The organism is Allostreptomyces psammosilenae (genome assembly GCF_013407765.1).
Lineage (GTDB): Bacteria > Actinomycetota > Actinomycetes > Streptomycetales > Streptomycetaceae > Allostreptomyces > Allostreptomyces psammosilenae.
Map to the genome: position 1 here is coordinate 4,916,291 of NZ_JACBZD010000001.1, position 20,125 is coordinate 4,936,415.

At 74.8% G+C, this 20,125-nt stretch carries 17 protein-coding genes; 16 read left to right on the top strand and 1 reads right to left on the bottom strand.

The features are described from left to right. Window positions 1–212 precede the first annotated feature (212 nt). Complete coding sequence (locus FHU37_RS20360; RefSeq protein WP_179815571.1) at window positions 213–773, bottom strand: beta-class carbonic anhydrase; 561 nt, start codon at window positions 771–773, stop codon at window positions 213–215. A gap of 532 nt (window positions 774–1,305) precedes the next feature. Here FHU37_RS20360 and rsmH point away from each other — a divergent pair. The 16 genes from rsmH (at window position 1,306) to FHU37_RS20440 (ending at window position 20,071) form a co-directional block, all read left to right on the top strand. Continuing rightward, window positions 1,306–2,250 (top strand): 16S rRNA (cytosine(1402)-N(4))-methyltransferase RsmH, encoded by a 945-nt coding sequence (gene rsmH / locus FHU37_RS20365; protein ID WP_312892685.1) that lies wholly within the window; start codon window positions 1,306–1,308, stop codon window positions 2,248–2,250. Window positions 2,251–2,466: 216 nt separating this feature from the next. Continuing rightward, window positions 2,467–3,036, top strand: a complete 570-nt coding sequence (ftsL, locus tag FHU37_RS20370) for a cell division protein FtsL (protein WP_179815572.1) — start codon at window positions 2,467–2,469, stop codon at window positions 3,034–3,036. Window positions 3,037–3,312: 276 nt separating this feature from the next. Then, a complete protein-coding gene (locus FHU37_RS20375) occupies window positions 3,313–5,292 on the top strand; it encodes a peptidoglycan D,D-transpeptidase FtsI family protein (RefSeq protein ID WP_218904703.1) in 1,980 nt (659 codons plus the stop codon). Between the two features lie 166 nt (window positions 5,293–5,458). Beyond that, window positions 5,459–7,180 (top strand): UDP-N-acetylmuramoyl-L-alanyl-D-glutamate--2,6-diaminopimelate ligase, encoded by a 1,722-nt coding sequence (locus FHU37_RS20380; RefSeq protein WP_179815573.1) that lies wholly within the window; start codon window positions 5,459–5,461, stop codon window positions 7,178–7,180. Next, window positions 7,177–8,673, top strand: coding sequence for a UDP-N-acetylmuramoyl-tripeptide--D-alanyl-D-alanine ligase (locus FHU37_RS20385; RefSeq protein WP_179815574.1), 1,497 nt, complete (start codon window positions 7,177–7,179; stop codon window positions 8,671–8,673). Before FHU37_RS20380 ends, FHU37_RS20385 begins: the two co-directional genes overlap by 4 nt. After that, entirely contained in the window at window positions 8,673–9,734 is a 1,062-nt protein-coding gene (gene mraY / locus FHU37_RS20390; RefSeq protein ID WP_218904704.1) for a phospho-N-acetylmuramoyl-pentapeptide-transferase, read from the top strand. Before FHU37_RS20385 ends, mraY begins: the two co-directional genes overlap by 1 nt. After that, window positions 9,731–11,215: a UDP-N-acetylmuramoyl-L-alanine--D-glutamate ligase gene (gene murD / locus FHU37_RS20395; protein ID WP_179815576.1), complete on the top strand. Its 1,485-nt coding sequence runs from the start codon at window positions 9,731–9,733 to the stop codon at window positions 11,213–11,215. Before mraY ends, murD begins: the two co-directional genes overlap by 4 nt. Next, window positions 11,202–12,566: a putative lipid II flippase FtsW gene (ftsW, locus tag FHU37_RS20400; RefSeq protein WP_179815577.1), complete on the top strand. Its 1,365-nt coding sequence runs from the start codon at window positions 11,202–11,204 to the stop codon at window positions 12,564–12,566. The genes murD and ftsW overlap by 14 nt, the downstream gene beginning before the upstream one ends. 8 nt (window positions 12,567–12,574) lie before the next feature. After that, window positions 12,575–13,669, top strand: coding sequence for an undecaprenyldiphospho-muramoylpentapeptide beta-N-acetylglucosaminyltransferase (murG, locus tag FHU37_RS20405; protein ID WP_179815578.1), 1,095 nt, complete (start codon window positions 12,575–12,577; stop codon window positions 13,667–13,669). Window positions 13,670–13,679: 10 nt separating this feature from the next. Next, window positions 13,680–14,432 (top strand): cell division protein FtsQ/DivIB, encoded by a 753-nt coding sequence (locus tag FHU37_RS20410; protein WP_179815579.1) that lies wholly within the window; start codon window positions 13,680–13,682, stop codon window positions 14,430–14,432. 372 nt (window positions 14,433–14,804) lie between these two features. Then, window positions 14,805–16,064 (top strand): cell division protein FtsZ, encoded by a 1,260-nt coding sequence (ftsZ, locus tag FHU37_RS20415; RefSeq protein WP_179815580.1) that lies wholly within the window; start codon window positions 14,805–14,807, stop codon window positions 16,062–16,064. 31 nt (window positions 16,065–16,095) lie between these two features. Beyond that, entirely contained in the window at window positions 16,096–16,830 is a 735-nt protein-coding gene (gene pgeF, locus FHU37_RS20420; protein WP_179815581.1) for a peptidoglycan editing factor PgeF, read from the top strand. 275 nt (window positions 16,831–17,105) lie between these two features. Beyond that, window positions 17,106–17,822 carry a YggS family pyridoxal phosphate-dependent enzyme gene (locus tag FHU37_RS20425; protein ID WP_179816425.1) on the top strand — a complete coding sequence of 239 codons (717 nt, stop codon included), beginning with the start codon at window positions 17,106–17,108 and terminating at the stop codon, window positions 17,820–17,822. Window positions 17,823–17,899: 77 nt separating this feature from the next. Next, window positions 17,900–18,574, top strand: a complete 675-nt coding sequence (locus tag FHU37_RS20430) for a cell division protein SepF (RefSeq protein ID WP_179815582.1) — start codon at window positions 17,900–17,902, stop codon at window positions 18,572–18,574. Window positions 18,575–18,645: 71 nt separating this feature from the next. Continuing rightward, window positions 18,646–18,930 carry a YggT family protein gene (locus FHU37_RS20435; protein ID WP_179815583.1) on the top strand — a complete coding sequence of 95 codons (285 nt, stop codon included), beginning with the start codon at window positions 18,646–18,648 and terminating at the stop codon, window positions 18,928–18,930. 46 nt (window positions 18,931–18,976) lie between these two features. Then, window positions 18,977–20,071 (top strand): DivIVA domain-containing protein, encoded by a 1,095-nt coding sequence (locus tag FHU37_RS20440; protein ID WP_179815584.1) that lies wholly within the window; start codon window positions 18,977–18,979, stop codon window positions 20,069–20,071. The last annotated feature ends 54 nt before the right edge of the window (window positions 20,072–20,125 follow it).

Below are 20,125 nucleotides of genomic sequence, written 5' to 3' on the forward strand. Positions count from 1 at the left end.
GGTGGTTTCACGCCGTTACGCCGGAAGTGTCCGGCCGTGGTCGGCCACGGGGCGGGCGCGGGGCGGTCCCGGACCGGCCACGGGCGGGCGCGGACCGGGCAGTGCCCGGGGTGGGGTGGGGCCGGGACGCGGCGGGACGGCGTTGGCCCGCCGCGCGTGAACGGGATCCTGCCCCCGCCGGGGCGGGGCCATCCGTCCGGGATGTGGCCCGATCAGGCGGTGACCTCGCGCAGGGCGCCGGTCTCCACGTCGTAGACGAAGCCGCGCACCTGGTCGACGTGGGCCAGGAAGGGGGAGCGGCGGATCCGCTCCACCGACTGGCGTACCTCGCCGTCCAGGTCGCCGAACGCCTCCACGGCCCAGGACGGCCGCACGCCCACCTCCTCCTGGAGGTCCCGGCGGAAGTCCTCGGTGAGGGTCAGCATGCCGCAGGCGGAGTGCTGCACCACCATCACCGCGCGCGTGCCCAGGGCCCGCTGGCTGATGGTGAGGGTGCGGATGACGTCGTCCGTGACGACGCCGCCGGCGTTGCGGACCACGTGCGCCTCGCCGAGCCGCAGGCCGAGCACGGCCAGCGGGTCGATCCGGGCGTCCATGCAGGTGACCACGGCGACCTGCCGGCTCGGGCGGCCGCCGGCCTGGCGGTCCGGGCTGGAGGCGAAGGCCGCGGCGTACTCGCGGTTCGCGGCCACCAGTTCGTCGATGACATCACCGCCGGGCACGGGAGCCTTCGGCTCGGCCGGCGAGGCGGCGAGTGGGGTTTCGTTGGACATGCGCATACCGTATGCGCCGGGGGTGGACGGCGTTTGACCGAACCCGGGGCAAAACTTTGAAGGATCCCCACGGTCGCCGCGTCCGGCGCGGGTACGGCGGGGGCGCCGGCGGCCCGATCGGCGCCGGAACCGCTGGATTCCGCCTGGATTTCGCCCGGTCGGCCCCGTGGGTGGGCTCCGCCCGGCCGTGGCCGTGGAGTAGAGTGGCCGCGCATCCGCGGCGTCGGAGCGCGCCGGCGTCCGGCGTGGGTTCGGCGTGGCGGTGCAGCACCGCTGATCCCCGTCGCCCGTCGTCGCCGTACGCGGGGCGGGGCCTCCACCCGCTCACCGCTCGTCTGACGCTCCTTCCCCGGCGCCAGACGGCATCCTTCCCCAGCGAGCGGGCGGGGACCCGGCCGCGTGTCCGGCGCGGCGTGCCACGCGGCCGCGGGCCGCGAGCACCCGCCGCCCGGGACCTCCCCGGCCGGGACCGCTTCCCACCCGGCGCACCGCCCCGGTGCCGCCCGCGCCCGCGACCCGCAGGAGAACCCCCGTGCCGCAACACGTCCCGGTGATGCTCGACCGGTGCCTGGACCTGCTGGCACCGGCGCTGGCCGCGCCCGGCGCGGTGGTGGTGGACGCCACCCTCGGCCTCGGCGGGCACAGCGAGGAGATGCTGCGCCGCTTCCCCGAGGTCCGGCTGATCGGCATCGACCGCGACCCGGAGGCGCTGCGCCTGGCCGGCGAGCGGCTGGCCCCCTACGGGGAGCGGGCCCGGCTGGTGCACGCCGTCTACGACGAGCTGCCGGCCGTGCTGGCCGCCGCGGGCACGCCGCGCGTGCAGGGCGTCCTGTTCGACCTGGGCGTGTCCTCCATGCAGCTCGACGAGGCCGACCGCGGCTTCGCCTACGCCCAGGACGCCCCGCTGGACATGCGGATGGACCCCACGAAGGGGATCAGCGCCGCGGAGGTCCTCAACACCTACCCGGCCGCCGAGCTGGCCCGCGTCCTGCGCACCTACGGCGAGGAGCGGTTCGCCCGCCGGATCGCCGACTCGGTGGTGCGCGAGCGGGAGAAGGAGCCGTTCACCACCAGCGCCCGGCTGGTCGAGCTGGTGCGCGCGGCCATCCCGGCGGCCACCCGGCGCCAGGGCGGCAACCCGGCCAAGCGCACCTTCCAGGCGCTGCGCATCGAGGTCAACGCGGAGCTCGCCGTGCTGGAGCGGGCCGTCCCGGCCGCCGTGGAGGCGCTGGCGGTGGGCGGCCGGATCGTGGTGATGTCCTACCAGTCGCTGGAGGACCGCCTGGTCAAGCGGGTGCTGGCCGCCGGGGCCGCCACCACCGCCCCGCCCGGCCTGCCGGTGGTGCCCGAGGAGCACCTGCCGCGGCTGCGCCTGCTCACCCGCGGCGCGGAGCAGGCGAGCGAGGAGGAGATCGCCGCGAACCGCCGCGCCGCCCCGGTCCGCCTCCGCGCCGCCGAACGCGTCCGCGAGGGCTGAGAGGCCGATGCCGGCTGGCATGCTGGGCGGCATGAAGAAGGTGACCGTCCGCCTGCCGGAAGACCTCCCCACACGTGACACCGCGCCGCCGGTACCCGTAGGCACCACATAAGCACGTGTCGGGTGTGCGCGTCGGCACGGGGGCACGTACGGTCGATGCCGCCAGGGCTGGGAGACTGGTGGACCGTCAGTGGTCGGCGCGATGCGAGGTGACAGATGAGTTCGGCACGGACCCGTGGGGTTCCGGCCGCGCAGCGGCGTTCCCCGGCGAACGACCCACGGCCCCCACGTCCCCGGCCGGACTCCGGAGCCGGGCGCTCCGCCTCCCGCTCGACCGCCGCCCGCCCCGCCCCCGCCGGTTCGGCCCGGGGGCGACGCGGCGGACAGCCCGCGCGGGCGCCGTTCGTCGGCGTGGTGGTCGCCCTGCTCACCGCCGGCCTCCTCGCCCTGCTCACCCTCAACACCGCCCTGAACCAGGGCTCCTTCGAGCTCGACGAGCTGGAGCGGGAGAACCGGCGGCTCGCCGAGGAACGGCAGGCGCTGCGCGGCGAGGTCGACGAGCGCTCCGCGCCCAGCGCGCTCGCCGAGGAGGCCGAACGGCTGGGCATGGTGCCCGGCGGCGGGCCGCTCTTCCTCGGCCCGGACGGCGAGCTGCTCGGCGACCGCTCGGCGGCCGTCGCCTCCGCGCAGCCGGAGGCGTCGCCCGAGGCATCCCCCGAGACCTCCGCCTCGGGCGGCGCGGCCTCGCCCGAGTCCTCCGGCGCGCCCGCGCAGGGGGGTGAGTGAGCCGTGCCCAGCGAGTCCGACGAGCGCCGCGGCGACGGCGTCCGCCGCACCGGCCGCCGTGCCGGCACGGGCGGCCGTGGAGCCGCCGACGGCCGTGCGGCCGCCAACGGCCGTGGCAGCGGCGGCCAGCGCGGCGGCGACCGCGCGCCCGCCGGCCGGCGCGCCTCGCGCCCGACCGGCGCCTCCGGCGCACCGGTCCGCGCCGGCGACGGCACGGCGCGCCGGCCGCGTCCGGCCTCCGCCTCGCGCCAGCCGCGCGACCGGCGCCGGGAGGAACTGCGCAGCCGCACCGGCCGCCACCCGGTGCCGGGCGCCCGCCAGGCCGCCGCCGGGCGCCCCCGGCCCGCCACCGCCGGCCGGGGCAGCACCGACCGCACGGCCCGACCGCCCCGCCCGACCGGCCGGCCGGCCGGTCGGGCGGGGCGGCCCACCGCCCCCCGGCGCCGTCCGGTCGCCCGGGTGCGGCTCGGCCGCCCGCGCCGCCGGCTGCACATCGTCGGCGTGCTGCTGGCGCTGGTGCTGGTGGTCTTCACCGGCCGTCTGGTGCAGATCCAGGCCCTGGACACCGCCACCTACGTCGACCGCGCGCAGAGCGCCCGCGCCGGCTCGGAGTCCATCACCGCGCCGCGCGGCGACATCACCGACCGCAACGGCACCGTCCTCGCCACCACCCGCACGGCGTACGACATCACCGCCGACCCGACCATGTTCACCGAGGAGCTGACCGGAGACCCGGACGCCCCGGCCACCGCCGCCGCCCTGCTCGCCCCCATCCTGGGCACCGAGGCGGCCGACCTCGAAGCCCTGCTGCGGACCCCCGACACCCGGTACGTGCGGCTGGCCGGCCAGGTCGACCCGCAGACCTGGAACCAGATCCGCGAGCTGCGCGCCATCCTCGCCGAGCAGAGCCCCGACGGCTCCCGGAACGTCCTCGTCGGCCTGTTCAGCGAGGAGAACGGCCAGCGCGAGTACCCCGGCGGGGACCTCGCCGCCTCCGTGCTCGGCTACGTCAGCGCCGACGGCCAGGGCGGCGGCGGCCTGGAGTACCAGCTGGACGACACCCTGACCGGCCAGGACGGCCGGATCGACTTCACCCGCGCCGGCGCCTACCAGGTGCCCACCGCCTACGGCGAGGAGTCCTCCGCCGTCCCCGGCAGCGACGTCACCCTCACCCTGGACAGCCGCATCCAGTGGTTCGCCCAGCAGGCCATCACCGACCGGGTCGCCGAGGCCGGCGCGCAGTCCGGCTACGTCATCGTGCAGGACACCGCCACCGGCGAGATCCTCGCCATGGCCAGCACCCCCGGCTACGACCCGGGCGACCTGTCCAGCGCCAGCTCCGAGCAGCTGCGCAACCCCGCCGTCCAGGACGTCTACGAGCCCGGCTCCACCGCCAAGCTGATCACCATGGCGGCGGTGCTGGAGGAGGGCGTGGCCGCGCCGGACACCCACGTCACCGTGCCCGGCACGCTGCGCCGCGCCGACCGCGTCTTCCACGACGACGTCGAGCACGACACCTGGCACCTGACCCTCGCCGGGGTGCTCGCCAAGTCCAGCAACATCGGCACCATCCTGGCCGCCGAACAGCTCGGCGACACCCAGGCCGAGGCCAACGAGGTGCTGCACGACTACCTCACCCGCTTCGGCCTCGGCCAGCAGACCGGCCTCGGGTTCCCCGGCGAGTCCCCCGGCCTGCTCGCCGCCCCCGAGCAGTGGAACGCCTCGCAGCAGTACACCATCCCCTTCGGCCAGGGCCTGTCCCTCAACGCCGTGCAGGCCACCTCGGTGTTCTCCACCGTGGCCAACGGCGGGGTGCGGGTGGAGCCCACCCTGGTGTCCGCCATCACCGGGCCGGACGGCCGGGTCCAGCCCGCCCCCGAGCCGGAGCGCACCCGGGTGATCAGCGAGGAGACCGCCGACACCCTGATGCGGATGCTGGAGACGGTCGTCCACGACGAGGAGGGCACCGGCACCCGCGCCAGCATCCCCGGCTACCGCATCGGGGGGAAGACCGGCACCGCCAACCGGGTGGACGACTCGGGCAGCTACAACGGCTACACCGCCTCCTTCATCGGCGTCGGACCGGTCGACAACCCCCGGCTGACCGTCTCCTGCACCATCCAGGACCCGGTGGGCGACCACTACGGCGGTTCGCTGTGCGGGCCGGTGTTCAAGGACGTGATGGAGTTCGCCCTGAAGACCCTCCGCATCCCGCCGAGCGGCGAGGCCCCCTCCGACATGCCGGTGACGTGGTGACCGGCCACCACCCGGCGGCCCCGGGCGGCGGCGACCACGCCGGACACTCCCCTCTTTTTCCCGCCCACCCCGGGGCCCGGTAGCCTCACACACCGTGCGCATTCCAGATCCATCACCCTCCCCCCGAGCCGAACCGGGCGCCCCCGCCCCGGCGGAGCGCCCGGGGATGCCCCGCCCGGCGGTGGTCCGCCCCAAACGGGTCGAGGACCTCGCGGCCCACCTCGGCGTCCACGTGCGGGGGGTGGCCGAGCAGCCGGTCACCGGCATCACCCACGACTCCCGGGCGGTCCGCCCCGGCGACCTGTACGCCGCGCTGCCCGGCGCCCGGGCGCACGGCGCGGACTTCGCGGCCCAGGCCGCCGCCGCCGGCGCCGTCGCGGTGCTCACCGACCCGGCGGGGGCCGCCACGGCCGGGGCCACCGGCCTGCCGCTGCTCGTGGTGGACAGCCCCCGGGCCGTGATGGGCGACCTCGCCGCCCTCGTCCACGACCGCCCCGGCGACGCGCTCACCCTCGTCGGGGTCACCGGGACCAACGGCAAGACCACCAGCGCCTACCTGCTGGAGGGCGGCCTGCGCGCCGCCGGCCGCGCCACCGGCCTGATCGGCACCGTGGAGACCCGCCTCGGCGAGGAGGTCGTCAAGAGCTCCCACACCACCCCCGAGGCGACCGACCTCCAGGCGCTCTTCGCCACCATGCGCGAGCGCGGCATCGACGCCGTCGCCATGGAGGTCTCCAGCCACGCCCTGGTGATGGGCCGGGTGGACGGCGCGGTCTTCGACGTCGCCGTCTTCACCAACCTCAGCCAGGACCACCTCGACTTCCACGCCGGCATGGAGGACTACTTCCGGGCCAAGGCGGAGCTGTTCACCCCGCGCCGCGCCCGCCGGGGCGTCGTCAACATCGACGACGCCTACGGCCGCCGCCTCGTCGCCCGCGCCACCGGGGCCGGCCTGCCGGTCACCACGTTCTCCGCCGCCGGTGACCCGGCCGCCGACTGGCGGGCCACCGAGGTGCGCACCGGCCCGCTCGGCTCGACCTTCGTGGTCCTCGGCCCGGACGGCGCCCGCGCCGAGGGCGCCGTCCGGCTGCCCGGCGCGTTCAACGTGGCCAACGCCCTCGGCGCCGTGGTCGCGCTGGTCGCCGCCGGCGTCCCGCTGGAGCGGGCCGCCGCCGGCGTCGCCGCCACGCCGGGCGTGCCCGGCCGCATGGAGCGGATCTTGGCCGGCCAGGACTGGCTGGCCGTCGTCGACTTCGCGCACACCCCCGACGCGATCTCCTCCCTGCTCCAGGCGCTGCGCCCGGTCACCGCCGGCCGGCTGATCTCGGTCGTCGGCGCCGGCGGCGACCGCGACCCGGCCAAGCGCCCGCACATGGGCGCCGCCGCCGTGGGCGGCAGCGACGTGACCATCCTGACCAGCGACAACCCCCGCTCCGAGGATCCGCTGGCGATCCTCGCGGCGCTCCGCGAGGGCGCCGAGAAGGCGCTCGTCGGGCGCGCCGGCGGCGAGGCCGGCCCGACGGTCGCCGAGCTGCCCGCACCGGGCCCGGACGCCCCACCGGACCCGCCGTCTGCCGGCGCCCTGCCGGCCGGCGCCCCGCTGGCCGAGGAACTGCCGGCCGAGGCCCGCTCGGCGCCCGTCCTGGTCCAGCCGGACCGGGCCGCCGCCATCGCCACCGCCGTGGCGCTGGCCGGCCCCGGGGACACCGTCGCGGTGCTCGGCAAGGGGCACGAGCGCGGCCAGGAGATCGCCGGAACCATCCATCCCTTCGACGACCGGGAGGTGCTGCGCGAGGCCATCGCACGGCACCGTGCCCGGCTGCAGGCCGCCGCCCCGCAGGAGCCGGGGCAGCGGCCCGCGCCGCACCACGAGGAGAGCGCGCAGTGATCCCCCTCACCGTCGACGAGATCGCCCGGGCCGTCGGCGGAACCCTCCACGACGTCCCCGACCCGACGGCCCGGGTCACCGGACCCGTCGTGCACGACTCCCGCCAGGTCGCGCCCGGCGGCCTGTTCGCCGCCGTCGTCGGCGAGCGGGTGGACGGCCACGACTACGCCGCCGCGGCCGTCGCGGCCGGCGCCGTCGCCGTGCTCGCCTCCCGCCCCGTGGCCGGCGAGGGCGGCGCCGGGGTGCCGGCCGTGCTCGTCGACGACGTGGTGGCCGCCCTCGGCCGGCTCGCCCGCGCCGTCACCGACCGGCTCACCGACACCACCGTCATCGGCCTGACCGGCTCCTCGGGCAAGACCAGCACCAAGGACCTGATCGGCCAGATGCTCGGCCGGCTCGGCCCCACCGTGGCCACGCCGGGCTCCCTCAACAACGAGATCGGGCTGCCGCTCACCGCGCTGACCGCCGAGCCCAGCACCCGCCACCTGGTGCTGGAGATGGGCGCGCGTGGCATTGGCCACATCGCCTACCTCACCGGCCTCACCCCGCCGCGCATCGGCGTGGTGCTCAACGTCGGCACCGCGCACATCGGCGAGTTCGGCGGCCGGGAGGCCATCGCCCAGGCCAAGGGCGAACTGGTCGAGGCGCTGCCCCCGGGCGACGCCGCCCCCGGTCGCGGCGGCGTCGCCGTGCTCAACGCCGACGACCCCCTGGTGCGGGCCATGGCGAGCCGCACCCGGGCCCGCGTCGTCCTGTTCGGCGAGTCCGCCGACGCCGAGGTGCGCGCCGAGAACGTCCGGCTCGACCCCGCCGGACGCCCCCGGTTCACCCTGCGCACACCTGAGGGTTCGGCAGATGTGGGCTTGCGGCTGTACGGTGAGCACCACGTGTCGAACGCGCTTGCTGCGGCCGCAGTGGCCCGCGAGTGCGGAATGACCCCCGATGACACCGCCGCCGCTCTCGGCGAAGCGGGTGCGCTCTCCCGTTGGCGCATGGAAGTCGTCGAACGCGCCGACGGCGTCACCGTGATCAACGACGCCTACAACGCGAATCCCGACTCCATGCGGGCCGCGCTGCGCACCCTGGCCACCATGGCCGGCGGCAGCCGGACCACGTGGGCGGTCCTCGGGGCGATGCGGGAACTCGGCGAGGCGTCCCTCGCCGAACACGACGCTGTCGGGCGGCTCGCCGTGCGGCTGAACGTCACCCATCTGGTGGCGGTCGGCGGCCAGGAGGCGGCCTGGCTCGACATGGGTGCCAGGAACGAGGGTTCGTGGGGTGAGGAGTCGGTGCTCGTGTCCGACGCGCAGGCAGCCGTCGACCTGTTGCGCAACGCGGTACGGCCGGGAGACGTGGTGCTGGTGAAGGCGTCACGCTCCGAAGGGCTGGAGAAGGTCGCCGACGCGCTGCTGGCGGACGTCCCGCCGGCCACCGCCACGGCGGCGCACGGTGAGCTCGCGGATTCGGCCGGGGACGGTGCGACGACCCGATGATGCGGCAGATCCTCTTCGCGGGGGCCATCGGACTGTTCCTCTCGCTGATCGGCACCCCGCTGTTCATCCGCCTGCTGGTGCGGCGGGGCTACGGCCAGCTGATCCGTGACGACGGCCCGACCTCCCACCACAGCAAGCGCGGCACCCCCACCATGGGCGGCGCCGTGTTCATCGTCGCCACCCTGGCGGCCTACTTCGTCACCAAGCTGATCGCCGGCACCACCCCGACCGTCTCCGGGCTGCTGGCGCTGTTCCTGATGACCGGCCTCGGCGTGGTCGGCTTCCTGGACGACTACATCAAGATCTCCAAGCAGCGCAGCCTCGGCCTGCGCGCCGGGCCCAAGATGATCGGCCAGACCCTGGTCGCCGTCGTCTTCGGCGTCCTGGCGCTGAACTTCCCCGACGAACGCGGCATCACCCCGGCCTCCACCCGGCTGTCCTTCGTCCAGGACTTCGGCTGGGAGCTGCCCGCCGTGCTGATCGTGATCTGGATCTGCCTGCTCATCGCCGGCACCTCCAACGCGGTCAACCTCACCGACGGCCTGGACGGCCTGGCCACCGGCGCCACCGTGCTGACCGCCGGCGCCTTCACCTTCATCGGCGTGTGGCAGTACTCGCAGAGCTGCGCCAACGTCGTCACCGCCGGCCCGGACTGCTACGAGGTCCGCGACCCGCTCGACCTGGCGATCATCGCCGCCGCCCTGATGGGCGCCTGCGCCGGCTTCCTGTGGTGGAACACCTCGCCGGCCAAGATCTTCATGGGGGACACCGGCTCGCTCGCCCTCGGCGGCGCCCTGGTGGCGCTGGCCATCCTCACCCGCACCGAGCTGCTGCTGGTGGTCACCGGCTTCCTGTTCGTGCTGATCACCCTCTCGGTGATCATCCAGGTCGCGTCCTTCCGCACCACCGGACGCCGGGTGTTCAAGATGGCGCCACTGCAGCACCACTTCGAACTCATGGGCTGGAGCGAGGTCCTGGTCGTGGTCCGCTTCTGGATCATCCAGGGCATCGGGGTGGCGGTCGGCCTCGGCATCTTCTACGCCGGGTGGGCGGCCCGATGAGCGCGGCCGTCCCGGGCTGGCTGGCCGCCGCCGACCGCACCAGCCCCTGGCAGCAGCTGCACGCCACCGTGGCCGGCCTCGGGGTCTCCGGGGCGGTCGCCGCCCGCGTGCTGCTCCGCCTCGGCGCCACGGTCACCGTGCTGGACGGCGGCACCGGACCCGCCCTCGACGCCCGCGCCGAGCAGCTCCGCGCGGCGGGAGCCCGGGTCCTGACCGGACCGGACGCCGACACCGCCTCCGGCCGGCTGCCCGAGGGAACCGGCCTGGTGGTCACCTCCCCCGGCTGGCGCCCGGACGCTCCGCTGCTCAAGGCCGCCACCGCCGCCGGCGTCCCGGTCTGGGGCGACGTCGAACTCGCCTGGCGGCTCCGCCCGGCCGAGGGCGCCGCCCCCTGGCTGTGCGTCACCGGCACCAACGGCAAGACCACCACCGTGCAGATGCTCGCCGCCATCCTCGGCGCCGCCGGGCTGCGCGCCGCCGCGGTCGGCAACGTCGGCACCCCCGTGCTGGACGCCGTCTTCCCGGAGGACCCCGACGCCGAGCCGTACGACGTGCTCGCCGTCGAGCTGTCCAGCTACCAGCTGCACTGGTCCTCCTCGATCCGCGCCGAGGCGTCCGCCGTGCTGAACCTGGCGCCGGACCACATCGACTGGCACGGCTCCATGGAGGCGTACGCCGCCGACAAGGGCCGGATCCACCACGGCGCGAAGGTCGCCTGCGTCTACAACAGCGCGGATGCGGCCACCCGGCGCCTGGTCGAGGAGGCCGACGTGGAGGAGGGCTGCCGCGCCGTCGGCTTCACCCTCGGCGCGCCCGGCGTCGGCGAGCTCGGCGTGGTCGACGGCCTGCTGATCGACCGCGCGTTCATCAAGGAGCGCTGGACCTCCGCCGCCGAGCTGGCCTCCGTCGAGGACATCGACCCGCCGGCCCCGCACAACGTGGCCAACGCCCTGGCCGCCGCGGCCCTGGCCCGCGCCCACGGCGTGCCCGCCGCGGCGGTCCGCGACGGCCTGCGCGCCTTCCGGCCGGACGCCCACCGCATCGCGCACGTCGCCACCACCGGCGACGGCGTCGCCTGGGTGGACGACTCCAAGGCCACCAACACCCACGCCACCGCCGCCTCCCTGGCCGCCTACCCCTCGGTGGTCTGGATCGCCGGCGGCCTCGCCAAGGGCGCCGAGTTCGACGACCTGGTGGCCGGTGCCGCCGGCCGGCTGCGCGGCGTCGTGCTGATCGGCCGGGACCGCGACCGGATCCGCGCCGCCCTGCGGCGACACGCCCCCGAGGTCCCGGTCGTCGAGGTGGCCCGGACCGACACTGGGGCCATGGAAGAGGTCGTCGAGGAAGCCGGCCGGATGGCCCGGTCGGGTGACACCGTCCTGCTGGCCCCGGCCTGCGCCTCCATGGACATGTTCGCCAACTACGGCGAGCGCGGGGACGCCTTCGCCGCCGCCGTGCACGCCCGCCATGGCCAGGGCTGAGGCACCGACGCCGCCCGGGCGGCCCCCGCGGACGGGATCCGCGGGGGCCGCCCCCGCCGCCGGCGCGGCCCGCCCGGCGCGGCCCGCCCGCGCCGCCGCCGGCGAGAGCGACCGCGCGCCCGCCTGGTACCGCCGCGGCCGGCGCGCGCTGCGCCGCACCCGCCGCACCCTCGGCCGCCCGCTCACCCCCTACTACCTGATCCTCGGCGCCACCGCGCTGCTGCTCGTGCTCGGCCTGGTGATGGTCTTCTCCGCCTCCCAGATCGAGGCCTACGACAACGGCCTGCCGCTGCAGTACTACTTCACCCGCCAGCTCTTCGGCGTGGGACTCGGCCTGGCGCTGCTGCTGGTCGCCCTCCGGCTGCCGGTGACCGCGCACCGGGCCATCGCCTACCCGCTGCTGCTGGTCGCCCTCGGGCTGCTCGCCCTGGTGTTCGTCCCGGGCATCGGGCTGACCGTCAACGGACAGCGCAACTGGATCCAGTTCGGCGGCCCCTTCCAGTTCCAGCCGTCCGAGTTCGCCAAGCTGGCCCTGGTCGTCTGGGGCGCGGACCTGCTGGCCCGCAAGGAACGGCTGGGCACCCTGGCCCAGTGGCGGCACCTGTTCGTGCCGCTGCTGCCGGTCGGCATGGTGCTGATGGTCCCGGTCATGCTCGGCGGCGACATGGGCACCACCATGATCATGGTGGCGATCCTGTTCGCCCTGCTCTGGCTCTCCGGCGCCCCGATGCGGCTGTTCGCCGTCGTCCTCACCGCCGCCGGCCTGCTCGGCTGGTACTTCTTCAACGCCGAGTCGCACCGGGTCGACCGGCTCGCCTGCGTGGGCAACCCCAGCGACGCCGACGGCTGCCAGCAGGCCGTGCACGGCATGTACGCCCTGGCCACCGGCGGCATCTCGGGCAGCGGCCTGGGCGCCAGCGTGGAGAAGTGGGGGCAGCTGCCCGAACCGCACACCGACTTCATCCTCGCCGTCATCGGCGAGGAACTGGGCCTGGCCGGTACCCTGTCCGTCCTCGTCCTGTACACGGCGATCGGGTACGCCGGCCTCCGCGTGGCCCTGGGCACCCGGGATCCCTTCGTGCGCTACACCTGTGGCGCGGTGGTGATCTGGATCATGAGCCAGGCCACCGTGAACATCGGCTCGGTGCTCGCCCTGCTGCCGATCGTCGGGGTGCCCCTGCCCCTGGTCTCGTACGGCGGCTCCGCGATGCTGCCTACCATGTTCGCCCTGGGGCTGCTGCTGGCCTGCGCGCGCGGCGAACCCGCGGCGCGCCGGGCGCTGGCCGCGCGGGGCCCCGGCCTGCTGGGAAAGACTGTCGCGCGGCTTCGGCCGCGGAAGCGGAAACGGTGATTGATTCGGTGCATGTCGTGCTCGCCGGCGGTGGGACCGCCGGCCACATCGAACCAGCGCTGGCCCTCGCGGACGCGCTGCGCCGCCGGGACCCGTACACGGGCGTCACCGCCCTGGGCACCAGCCGGGGGCTGGAGACCCGGCTGGTCCCCGAGCGCGGTTACGAACTCGCGCTGATCCCCGCCGTTCCGCTGCCGCGCCGCCCCACCCCCGAGCTGATCACGGTGCCGAGCCGGCTGCGCGGCACCGTGCGGGAGGCCCAGAACGTCCTGGAGCGCACCGGGGCGGACGTGGTGGTCGGCTTCGGCGGGTACGTCGCGCTGCCCGCCTACCTCGCGGCCCGGCGGGCCGGGGTGCCGATCGTGGTGCACGAGGCCAACGCCCGGCCGGGCCTGGCCAACCGGATCGGCTCCCGGTTCACCGACTTCGTCGCCGTCTCCACGCCGGACAGCAAGCTGCACGGCGCCCGCTACGTCGGCATCCCGCTGCGCCGCTCGATCGCCACCCTGGACCGCGAGGCGACGCGCGCGGAGGCCCGCCGCTACTTCGACCTGGATCCGGCCAGGCCGACGCTGCTGGTCACCGGTGGCTCGCAGGGGGCCCGCCGGCTGAACGAGACGGTGCAGGCGGTGGCCCAGCGGCTGCAGTCGGCCGGGGTGCAGATCCTGCACGCGGTGGGCCCGAAGAACGAGCTGCCGCAGGTGCAGGACGCCCAGGGGCGGGCGCCGTACCGCCCGGTGCCCTACCTGGACCGGATGGACCTGGCCTACGCCGCCGCCGACCTGATGCTCTGCCGGTCCGGCGCGATGACCGTCGCGGAGCTGGCCGCGGTGGGGCTGCCGGCCGCCTTCGTGCCGCTGCCGATCGGCAACGGCGAGCAGCGGCTGAACGCCCAGCCGGTGGTGAAGGCCGGCGGCGGCCTGCTGGTGGACGACGCCGAGCTGACCCCGGAGTGGGTGCTCTCCGAGCTGCTGCCGGTGCTGGTGGACGCCTCGGCGCTGCAGCGGATGAGCCGGGCCGCGGCGGAGTTCGGCCGCCGCGACGCCGACGAGCTGCTGGTCGCCATGGTGGACGAGGCCATCGCCGCCGCGCGGCGGCCCTGAGGCGGCCCGGGTGAGCGAGCCTCGGTCGCCGTCCTGGCTGGGCTACTGGGTCCGGCGGCTGCTGCCGGCCTCCGCGGCGGCCCGCTGGGCGCTGCTCGCCGCCGGTGTGGCCCTCGCCGGCGGCGCGGTGTGGCTGGTCGCCTTCTCCCCGGTGCTGGACGCCCGCCGGGTGCAGGTGGTGGGCACCGAGCTGCTGACCGAGGAGCAGGTGCGCGAGGCGGCCCGGGTGCCGCTGGGCGGGCCGCTGGCCCGGGTGGACACCGCCGCCGCGGAGCGGGCGGTGGCGGAGCTGAGCCGGGTGGACTCCGTCCGGGTGAGCCGGGTGTGGCCGCACACGGTCCGGGTCGAGGTGGTGGAGCACCGCACGGTGGCCCTGCTGGACGAGGACGGCCGGCTGCGCGAGGTGGACGAGCACGGGGTGGTCTTCGAGGAGGCCGCCGGGCCGCTGCCGGGCGTCCCGGTGGTGCGGGTGGCGCCGGACGGCGGGCCGTCCGGCGCGGCCTTCCCGCGCGCCGAGCTGCTGGCCGGGGCGGCCGAGGTGGCCCTCGCGGTGCCCGAGGAGCTGCGGGAGCGCACCGAGGTGGTGCGGATGGACTCCTGGGACGACGTCCGGCTGGAGTTGACGGACGGTTCGGTGGTCGTCTGGGGCTCCCCGGAGGACTCCGCGCGCAAGGCGGAGGTGCTGACGGACATGCTCGCGCACCCGGCCGCGGTCTATGACGTGTCGGTACCGGAGCAGCCGGCCCTCGGTGGCCTGGAATAGGCCGATCTGACCCTCCCTCAGGCTTCGGCCGATCCGCCCGGTTGCGCTCCCTGGCGCGCGATCACTTAGAGTTCCCCCTGCGAGGGGGCGTCCGGAACACCGGACGGTCACTCACACCAAAAGAAAATCGGGAGGTTCGGCGTGTTCGTTGAACGGGGACGCCGTGCGATTTAGGCTCGTCATAGCACTGGACAGCACCGGGTCGACACGCGACTCGAACCCTAAACCTCAGGGTTAGGGTTGGGGCGGCTCCGGGATGCGGAGGCCGTCCGCCGGCCGGCCACCCGATGTTCCTTTCCGATCCGGCAGTAGTCGGCACGGCGCAGCCCGCGCCGCCGCCGGCCCCGTAAATCGAGGCGAGAGGGCTTCGACGTGGCAGCACCGCAGAACTACCTCGCAGTCATCAAGGTCGTCGGCATCGGCGGCGGTGGCGTCAACGCCATCAACCGGATGATCGAGGTCGGGCTCAAGGGCGTCGAGTTCATCGCGATCAACACCGACGCGCAGGCCCTGTTGATGAGCGACGCCGACGTCAAACTGGACGTCGGCCGCGAGTTCACCCGGGGCCTCGGCGCCGGAGCCAACCCGGAGGTGGGCCGCAAGGCCGCCGAGGACCACCGCGAGGAGATCGAGGAGGTCCTCAAGGGGGCCGACATGGTCTTCGTCACCGCCGGTGAGGGCGGCGGGACGGGCACCGGCGGCGCCCCCGTGGTGGCGAACATCGCCCGCTCGCTGGGTGCGCTCACCATCGGTGTGGTCACCCGCCCGTTCACCTTCGAGGGCCGCCGCCGGGCGACCCAGGCCGAGGACGGCATCGCCGCCCTGCGCCAGGAGGTCGACACCCTCATCGTGATCCCCAACGACCGGCTGCTGTCCATCTCGGACCGTCAGGTCAGCGTCCTGGACGCCTTCAAGTCGGCCGACCAGGTGCTGCTCTCCGGTGTGCAGGGCATCACCGACCTGATCACCACCCCCGGTCTGATCAACCTCGACTTCGCCGACGTCAAGTCGGTGATGTCGGACGCCGGTTCGGCGCTGATGGGGATCGGGCACGCCCGCGACGAGGACCGCGCGGTCGCCGCGGCCGAGATGGCCATCTCCTCCCCCCTGCTGGAGGCGTCCATCGACGGCGCCCGCGGCGTGCTGCTGTCCATCTCCGGCGGCTCCGACCTCGGCCTGTTCGAGATCAACGAGGCCGCCCAGCTGGTGAGCGAGGCCGCGCACCCGGAGGCCAACATCATCTTCGGCGCCGTCATCGACGACGCCCTCGGCGACGAGGTGCGGATCACCGTGATCGCCGCCGGCTTCGACAACGGCCAGCCGACCCCCACCAACCGCTCCGTGCTGGCCACCCAGGCGGCCGAGCGCGCCGAGCGGGAGCGCGGTGCCCGCGGCTCCCTCGGCCCGGCCGCCGGCGGCCTGGTGGAGCAGCGTCCGCCGGCCTCCTCGCGGCTCGGCGAGCTGCCGGCGTCCCGGGCGGAGAGCGGCCGGCCCGCCGGCGACGCCCTCCCCGGCGCCGGAGCGGAGGGCCCGGCGGAGGGCGCCACCCCGGTGGTGCCGCAGCCGGTGCGCGAGGAGCCGCACCGCCCCGAGCCGGAGATCGAGCTCGACGTCCCGGACTTCCTGCGCTGAGACGCCGGTACGAGGCCGGGAACGACACACGGTGATAGGTCAGCGTTTCGACGTCGCGGGTGCTCACTTCGCCTTCACGGACCGTTGGGGCGGGGTGAGCACCGCGCCGTACGCGGAGCTCAACCTCGGCGGGCACGTGGGCGACGACCCGGCGCGGGTGCGGGCCAACCGCGCGGCCGCCGCCGGCGCGCTGGGGCTCGACTCCGCCCGGGTGGTCTGGATGAACCAGGTGCACGGTCGCGACGTGGCCGTGGTGGACGCCCCCTGGCCGGCCGCGGCCACCGCGCTGCCGGAGGTGGACGCCCTGGTCACCGCGGAGCGCGGGCTGCCGCTGGCGGTGCTGGTCGCCGACTGCACCCCGGTGCTGCTGGCCGATCCGGAGGCGGGCGTGGCCGCGGCGGTGCACGCCGGCCGACCGGGACTGGCCGCCGGCGTGGTGCCGGCGGCGGTCGCCCGGATGGTGGACCTCGGGGCGCGCCCCGGGCGGATCCGGGCCGTCACCGGCCCGGCGGCCTGCGGCTCCTGCTACGAGGTGCCGCGCGCGATGCAGGACGAGGTCGCCGCCGCGGTGCCGGGCTGTCGCTCGGTCACCTCGGCCGGCACCGCGGGCCTGGACATCCCGGCGGGGGTGCGGGCACAGCTGGCCGGGGCCGGGGTGACCGACGTGGAGCAGGTCGCCACCTGCACCATCGAGTCCCCGGACCACTTCTCCTACCGGCGGGAGGGCCGCACCGGCCGGCTCGCCGGCTACGTGTGGCTGGACTGAGCGGCGCGTTCCCGCAGCGGGGAGCGGGGCGGCTCGGGCGGGTGCTCCGCGCGGGTTCCCCCACTCACCCATTCACCGGACAATTCCGATGAAATGCGACACGTCGAACCGGTGGCAACCGATTTGTCGACGGGATCGTCTTATCGATCGGATATTCTGATCATGAAATCCACCGGGATGTCCGCCTCTGGCGCCCGGTACCCATTCCCACCACGGTGAACGGCGGCGAGACGGTGCAGGAGACAGCGGTGCCCGGAGCGGGAGACTCCGCTCGGGTGCGCGCCCGCGAACTGGAGGCGAACCTCGCCCTGGTGCGCTCCCGCATCGCGGCGGCCGAGCGGGCCGCCGGCCGCCCGGCGGGCAGCGTCCGACTCGTCGTCATCACCAAGACCCATCCCGCTCGGGATGTGCGCATTCTCTCATCCCTCGGTGTGACCGACGTCGGCGAGAACCGCCTGCAGGAGGCCGCGCCGAAGGTGGAGAGCTGCTCCGATCTGGAACTGACCTGGCACTTCGTCGGCCAACTGCAGACCAACAAGGTCCGTCAGGTGGTCGAGTGGGCTGGCTACGTCCACTCCGTGGACCGCTCCCGGCTGGTGGACGCCCTGTCCGCCGCCGCGGTGCGGGCCGGCCGGGACCAACCCGGCCGTGAGCTGGGCTGTCTGATCCAGGTGAACCTCGACCCGGATCCGGGGCGGGGTGGGGTGGATCCGGACGGCGTCCCGTCGCTCGCCGACGCGGTCGCCGGGGCTCCGGGACTGCGTCTGGACGGCGTCATGGCCGTCGCGCCGCTGCGCGGACCCTACGCGGGGAACGCCGCCGCGGCCTTCGATCGGGTTGCGGATATCGCATCCCGCATGCACGAAGCCCATCCGACTGCGAACATGGTCTCGGCGGGGATGAGCGCGGACCTCGAGGAAGCCGTGGCGGCGGGTGCGACACACGTACGCATCGGCTCCGCGGTACTCGGCGTCCGCAAGCCGCTCGGGTAACGTCACCAAGAAGTGGATCGTAGGACCACAGCACTGGGTGGCGGGACCGATCCACCGTAGACCGGGAGGACAGGAGCATGGCCGGCGCAATGCGCAAGATGGCGGTCTACCTCGGCCTCATGGAGGATCCGGAAGAGTACGACTACGGCAGCGACCGGGACCTCGACGACGAGTTCGACGTCGACCGCACGGACCGTCATGAGCGTACCGAGCGCCCCCGGGAGCTCAGGGACGGCCACGACGACGACGCGGACGGCGTGGCCAGCGTGGTCACCGAGGTCCCCCGGCGCGAGACGGCCCGCCGCGAGGACGCTCCGCCCCCCCGGATTCCCTCGGTCCGCGAGGTCCGCGACGAGGAGTACCGGGACCGGGGAGGGACGGTCTCTCCCATCACCCCCGTCCGTCGAGTAGAGAAGAACGCTCCGGTGATCATGCCAAAGGCTGTGCCCGATCGGGAGTCCTACCCACGTGACTCCTATCGCATCACGACGCTCCACCCCCGGACGTACAACGAGGCCCGTACCATTGGGGAGCACTTCCGCGAGGGCACCCCGGTCATCATGAACCTCACGGAGATGGACGACACGGACGCGAAGCGCCTCGTAGACTTCGCGGCCGGACTCATCTTCGGCCTGCGCGGGAGCATCGAACGGGTGACCCAGAAGGTCTTCCTTCTGTCGCCTGCTAACGTCGATGTCACGGCGGAGGACAAGGCCCGGATCGCCGAGGGCGGGTTCTTCAACCAGAGCTGAGGCGAGAAGGCAGGGGCGGAACCGATGCGGGGACATGGGCAGGACGGTCGGGGAGAGGGAGTGACGGCGCGGTGAGCGTGGTGATCGCGGTGCTCGACTTCGCGCTGTGGATCTACTTCCTGATCCTGATCTTCCGACTGGTGATGGACTACGTGTTCCAGTTCGCCCGGTCGTACCAGCCAGGCAGGGCCATGGTGGTGCTGCTGGAGGCCACGTACACGGTGACGGATCCTCCGCTGAAGCTGCTGCGGAGGGTCATCCCGCCACTGCGCCTCGGGGGCGTGGCGCTCGATCTGTCCTTCTTCGTTCTGATGATCATCGTTCTCATCCTGCGGGCGTTGGTGGCCCAGCTGTGAACGATACGGTCTGTCGATACGCCGACGATCACGTTGAGGTGAAGAGATGCCGTTGACCCCCGAGGACGTTCGGAACAAACAGTTCACGACCGTCCGTCTCCGCGAGGGCTACGACGAGGATGAGGTCGATGCCTTCCTCGACGAGGTCGAAGCGGAACTGACCCGGCTGCTGCGGGAGAACGAGGACCTGCGCGCCAAGCTGGCCGCGGCCACCCGTGCGGCGCAGCAGAGCCAGCAGGCCGCGCAGCGCAAGGAGCGCGAGCAGCAGCAGCAGCGTGCCGAGGCTCCGGTTCCGGCGGCCATATCAGGACCCAACCCCCAGGCCCAGCACCCCATGGGTGGCCCGCCCCAGCTGCCGGGCGGTCCCTCGGGCCCGGGTGGTCCCGGAGCGCACCCGCTCGGCGGTCCGCCGCAGCTGCCCGGTCCGGGCGGTCCCGGCGGTCCCGGTCACGGCCCGCAGTTCGGCGGCCCGCCGCCGCACCTGCAGCAGCAGGGCCCCGGTGGCGACAGCGCCGCCCGCGTCCTGGCGCTGGCCCAGCAGACCGCCGACCAGGCGGTCGCCGAGGCCCGCTCCGAGGCGAACAAGATCGTCGGTGAGGCGCGCACCCGCGCCGAGGGCCTGGAGCGGGACGCCCGCGCCAAGGCCGACGCCCTGGAGCGGGACGCCCAGGAGAAGCACCGGGTCGCGATGGGGTCGCTGGAGAGCGCCCGCGCCACCCTGGAGCGCAAGGTCGAGGACCTGCGCGGCTTCGAGCGGGAGTACCGCACGCGGCTGAAGTCGTACCTGGAGAGCCAGATGCGGCAGCTGGAGTCGCAGGCTGACGACTCGCTGGCCCCGCCGCGCGCCTCCGCCGCCCCCTCGCTGCCCCCGTCCTCGCTGGGCTCGTCCTTCGGCGCGGGACTCGGAGCACCGAACGGTTCCTCGATGGGTCAGTCGGCCCCCGGCGGCTTCGGCGCCGGTCCCGGCATGGGCCCCGGCCCCGGTGGCCACGGTGGGCCGACGGGGCAGCACCAGCAGATGGGCGCGCCGTCGATGACCCAGCCGATGGCACCGGTACGGCCGCAGGCACCGCAGCCGCAGTCCCTCCAGGCGCCCACGCCGATGCGTGGCTTCCTGATCGACGAGGACCCCGACAACTGACGCGCGGCCGCCGCGACCCCCTGTCGCGGCGGGCAGTCTCCCCAGGTGGCCGCC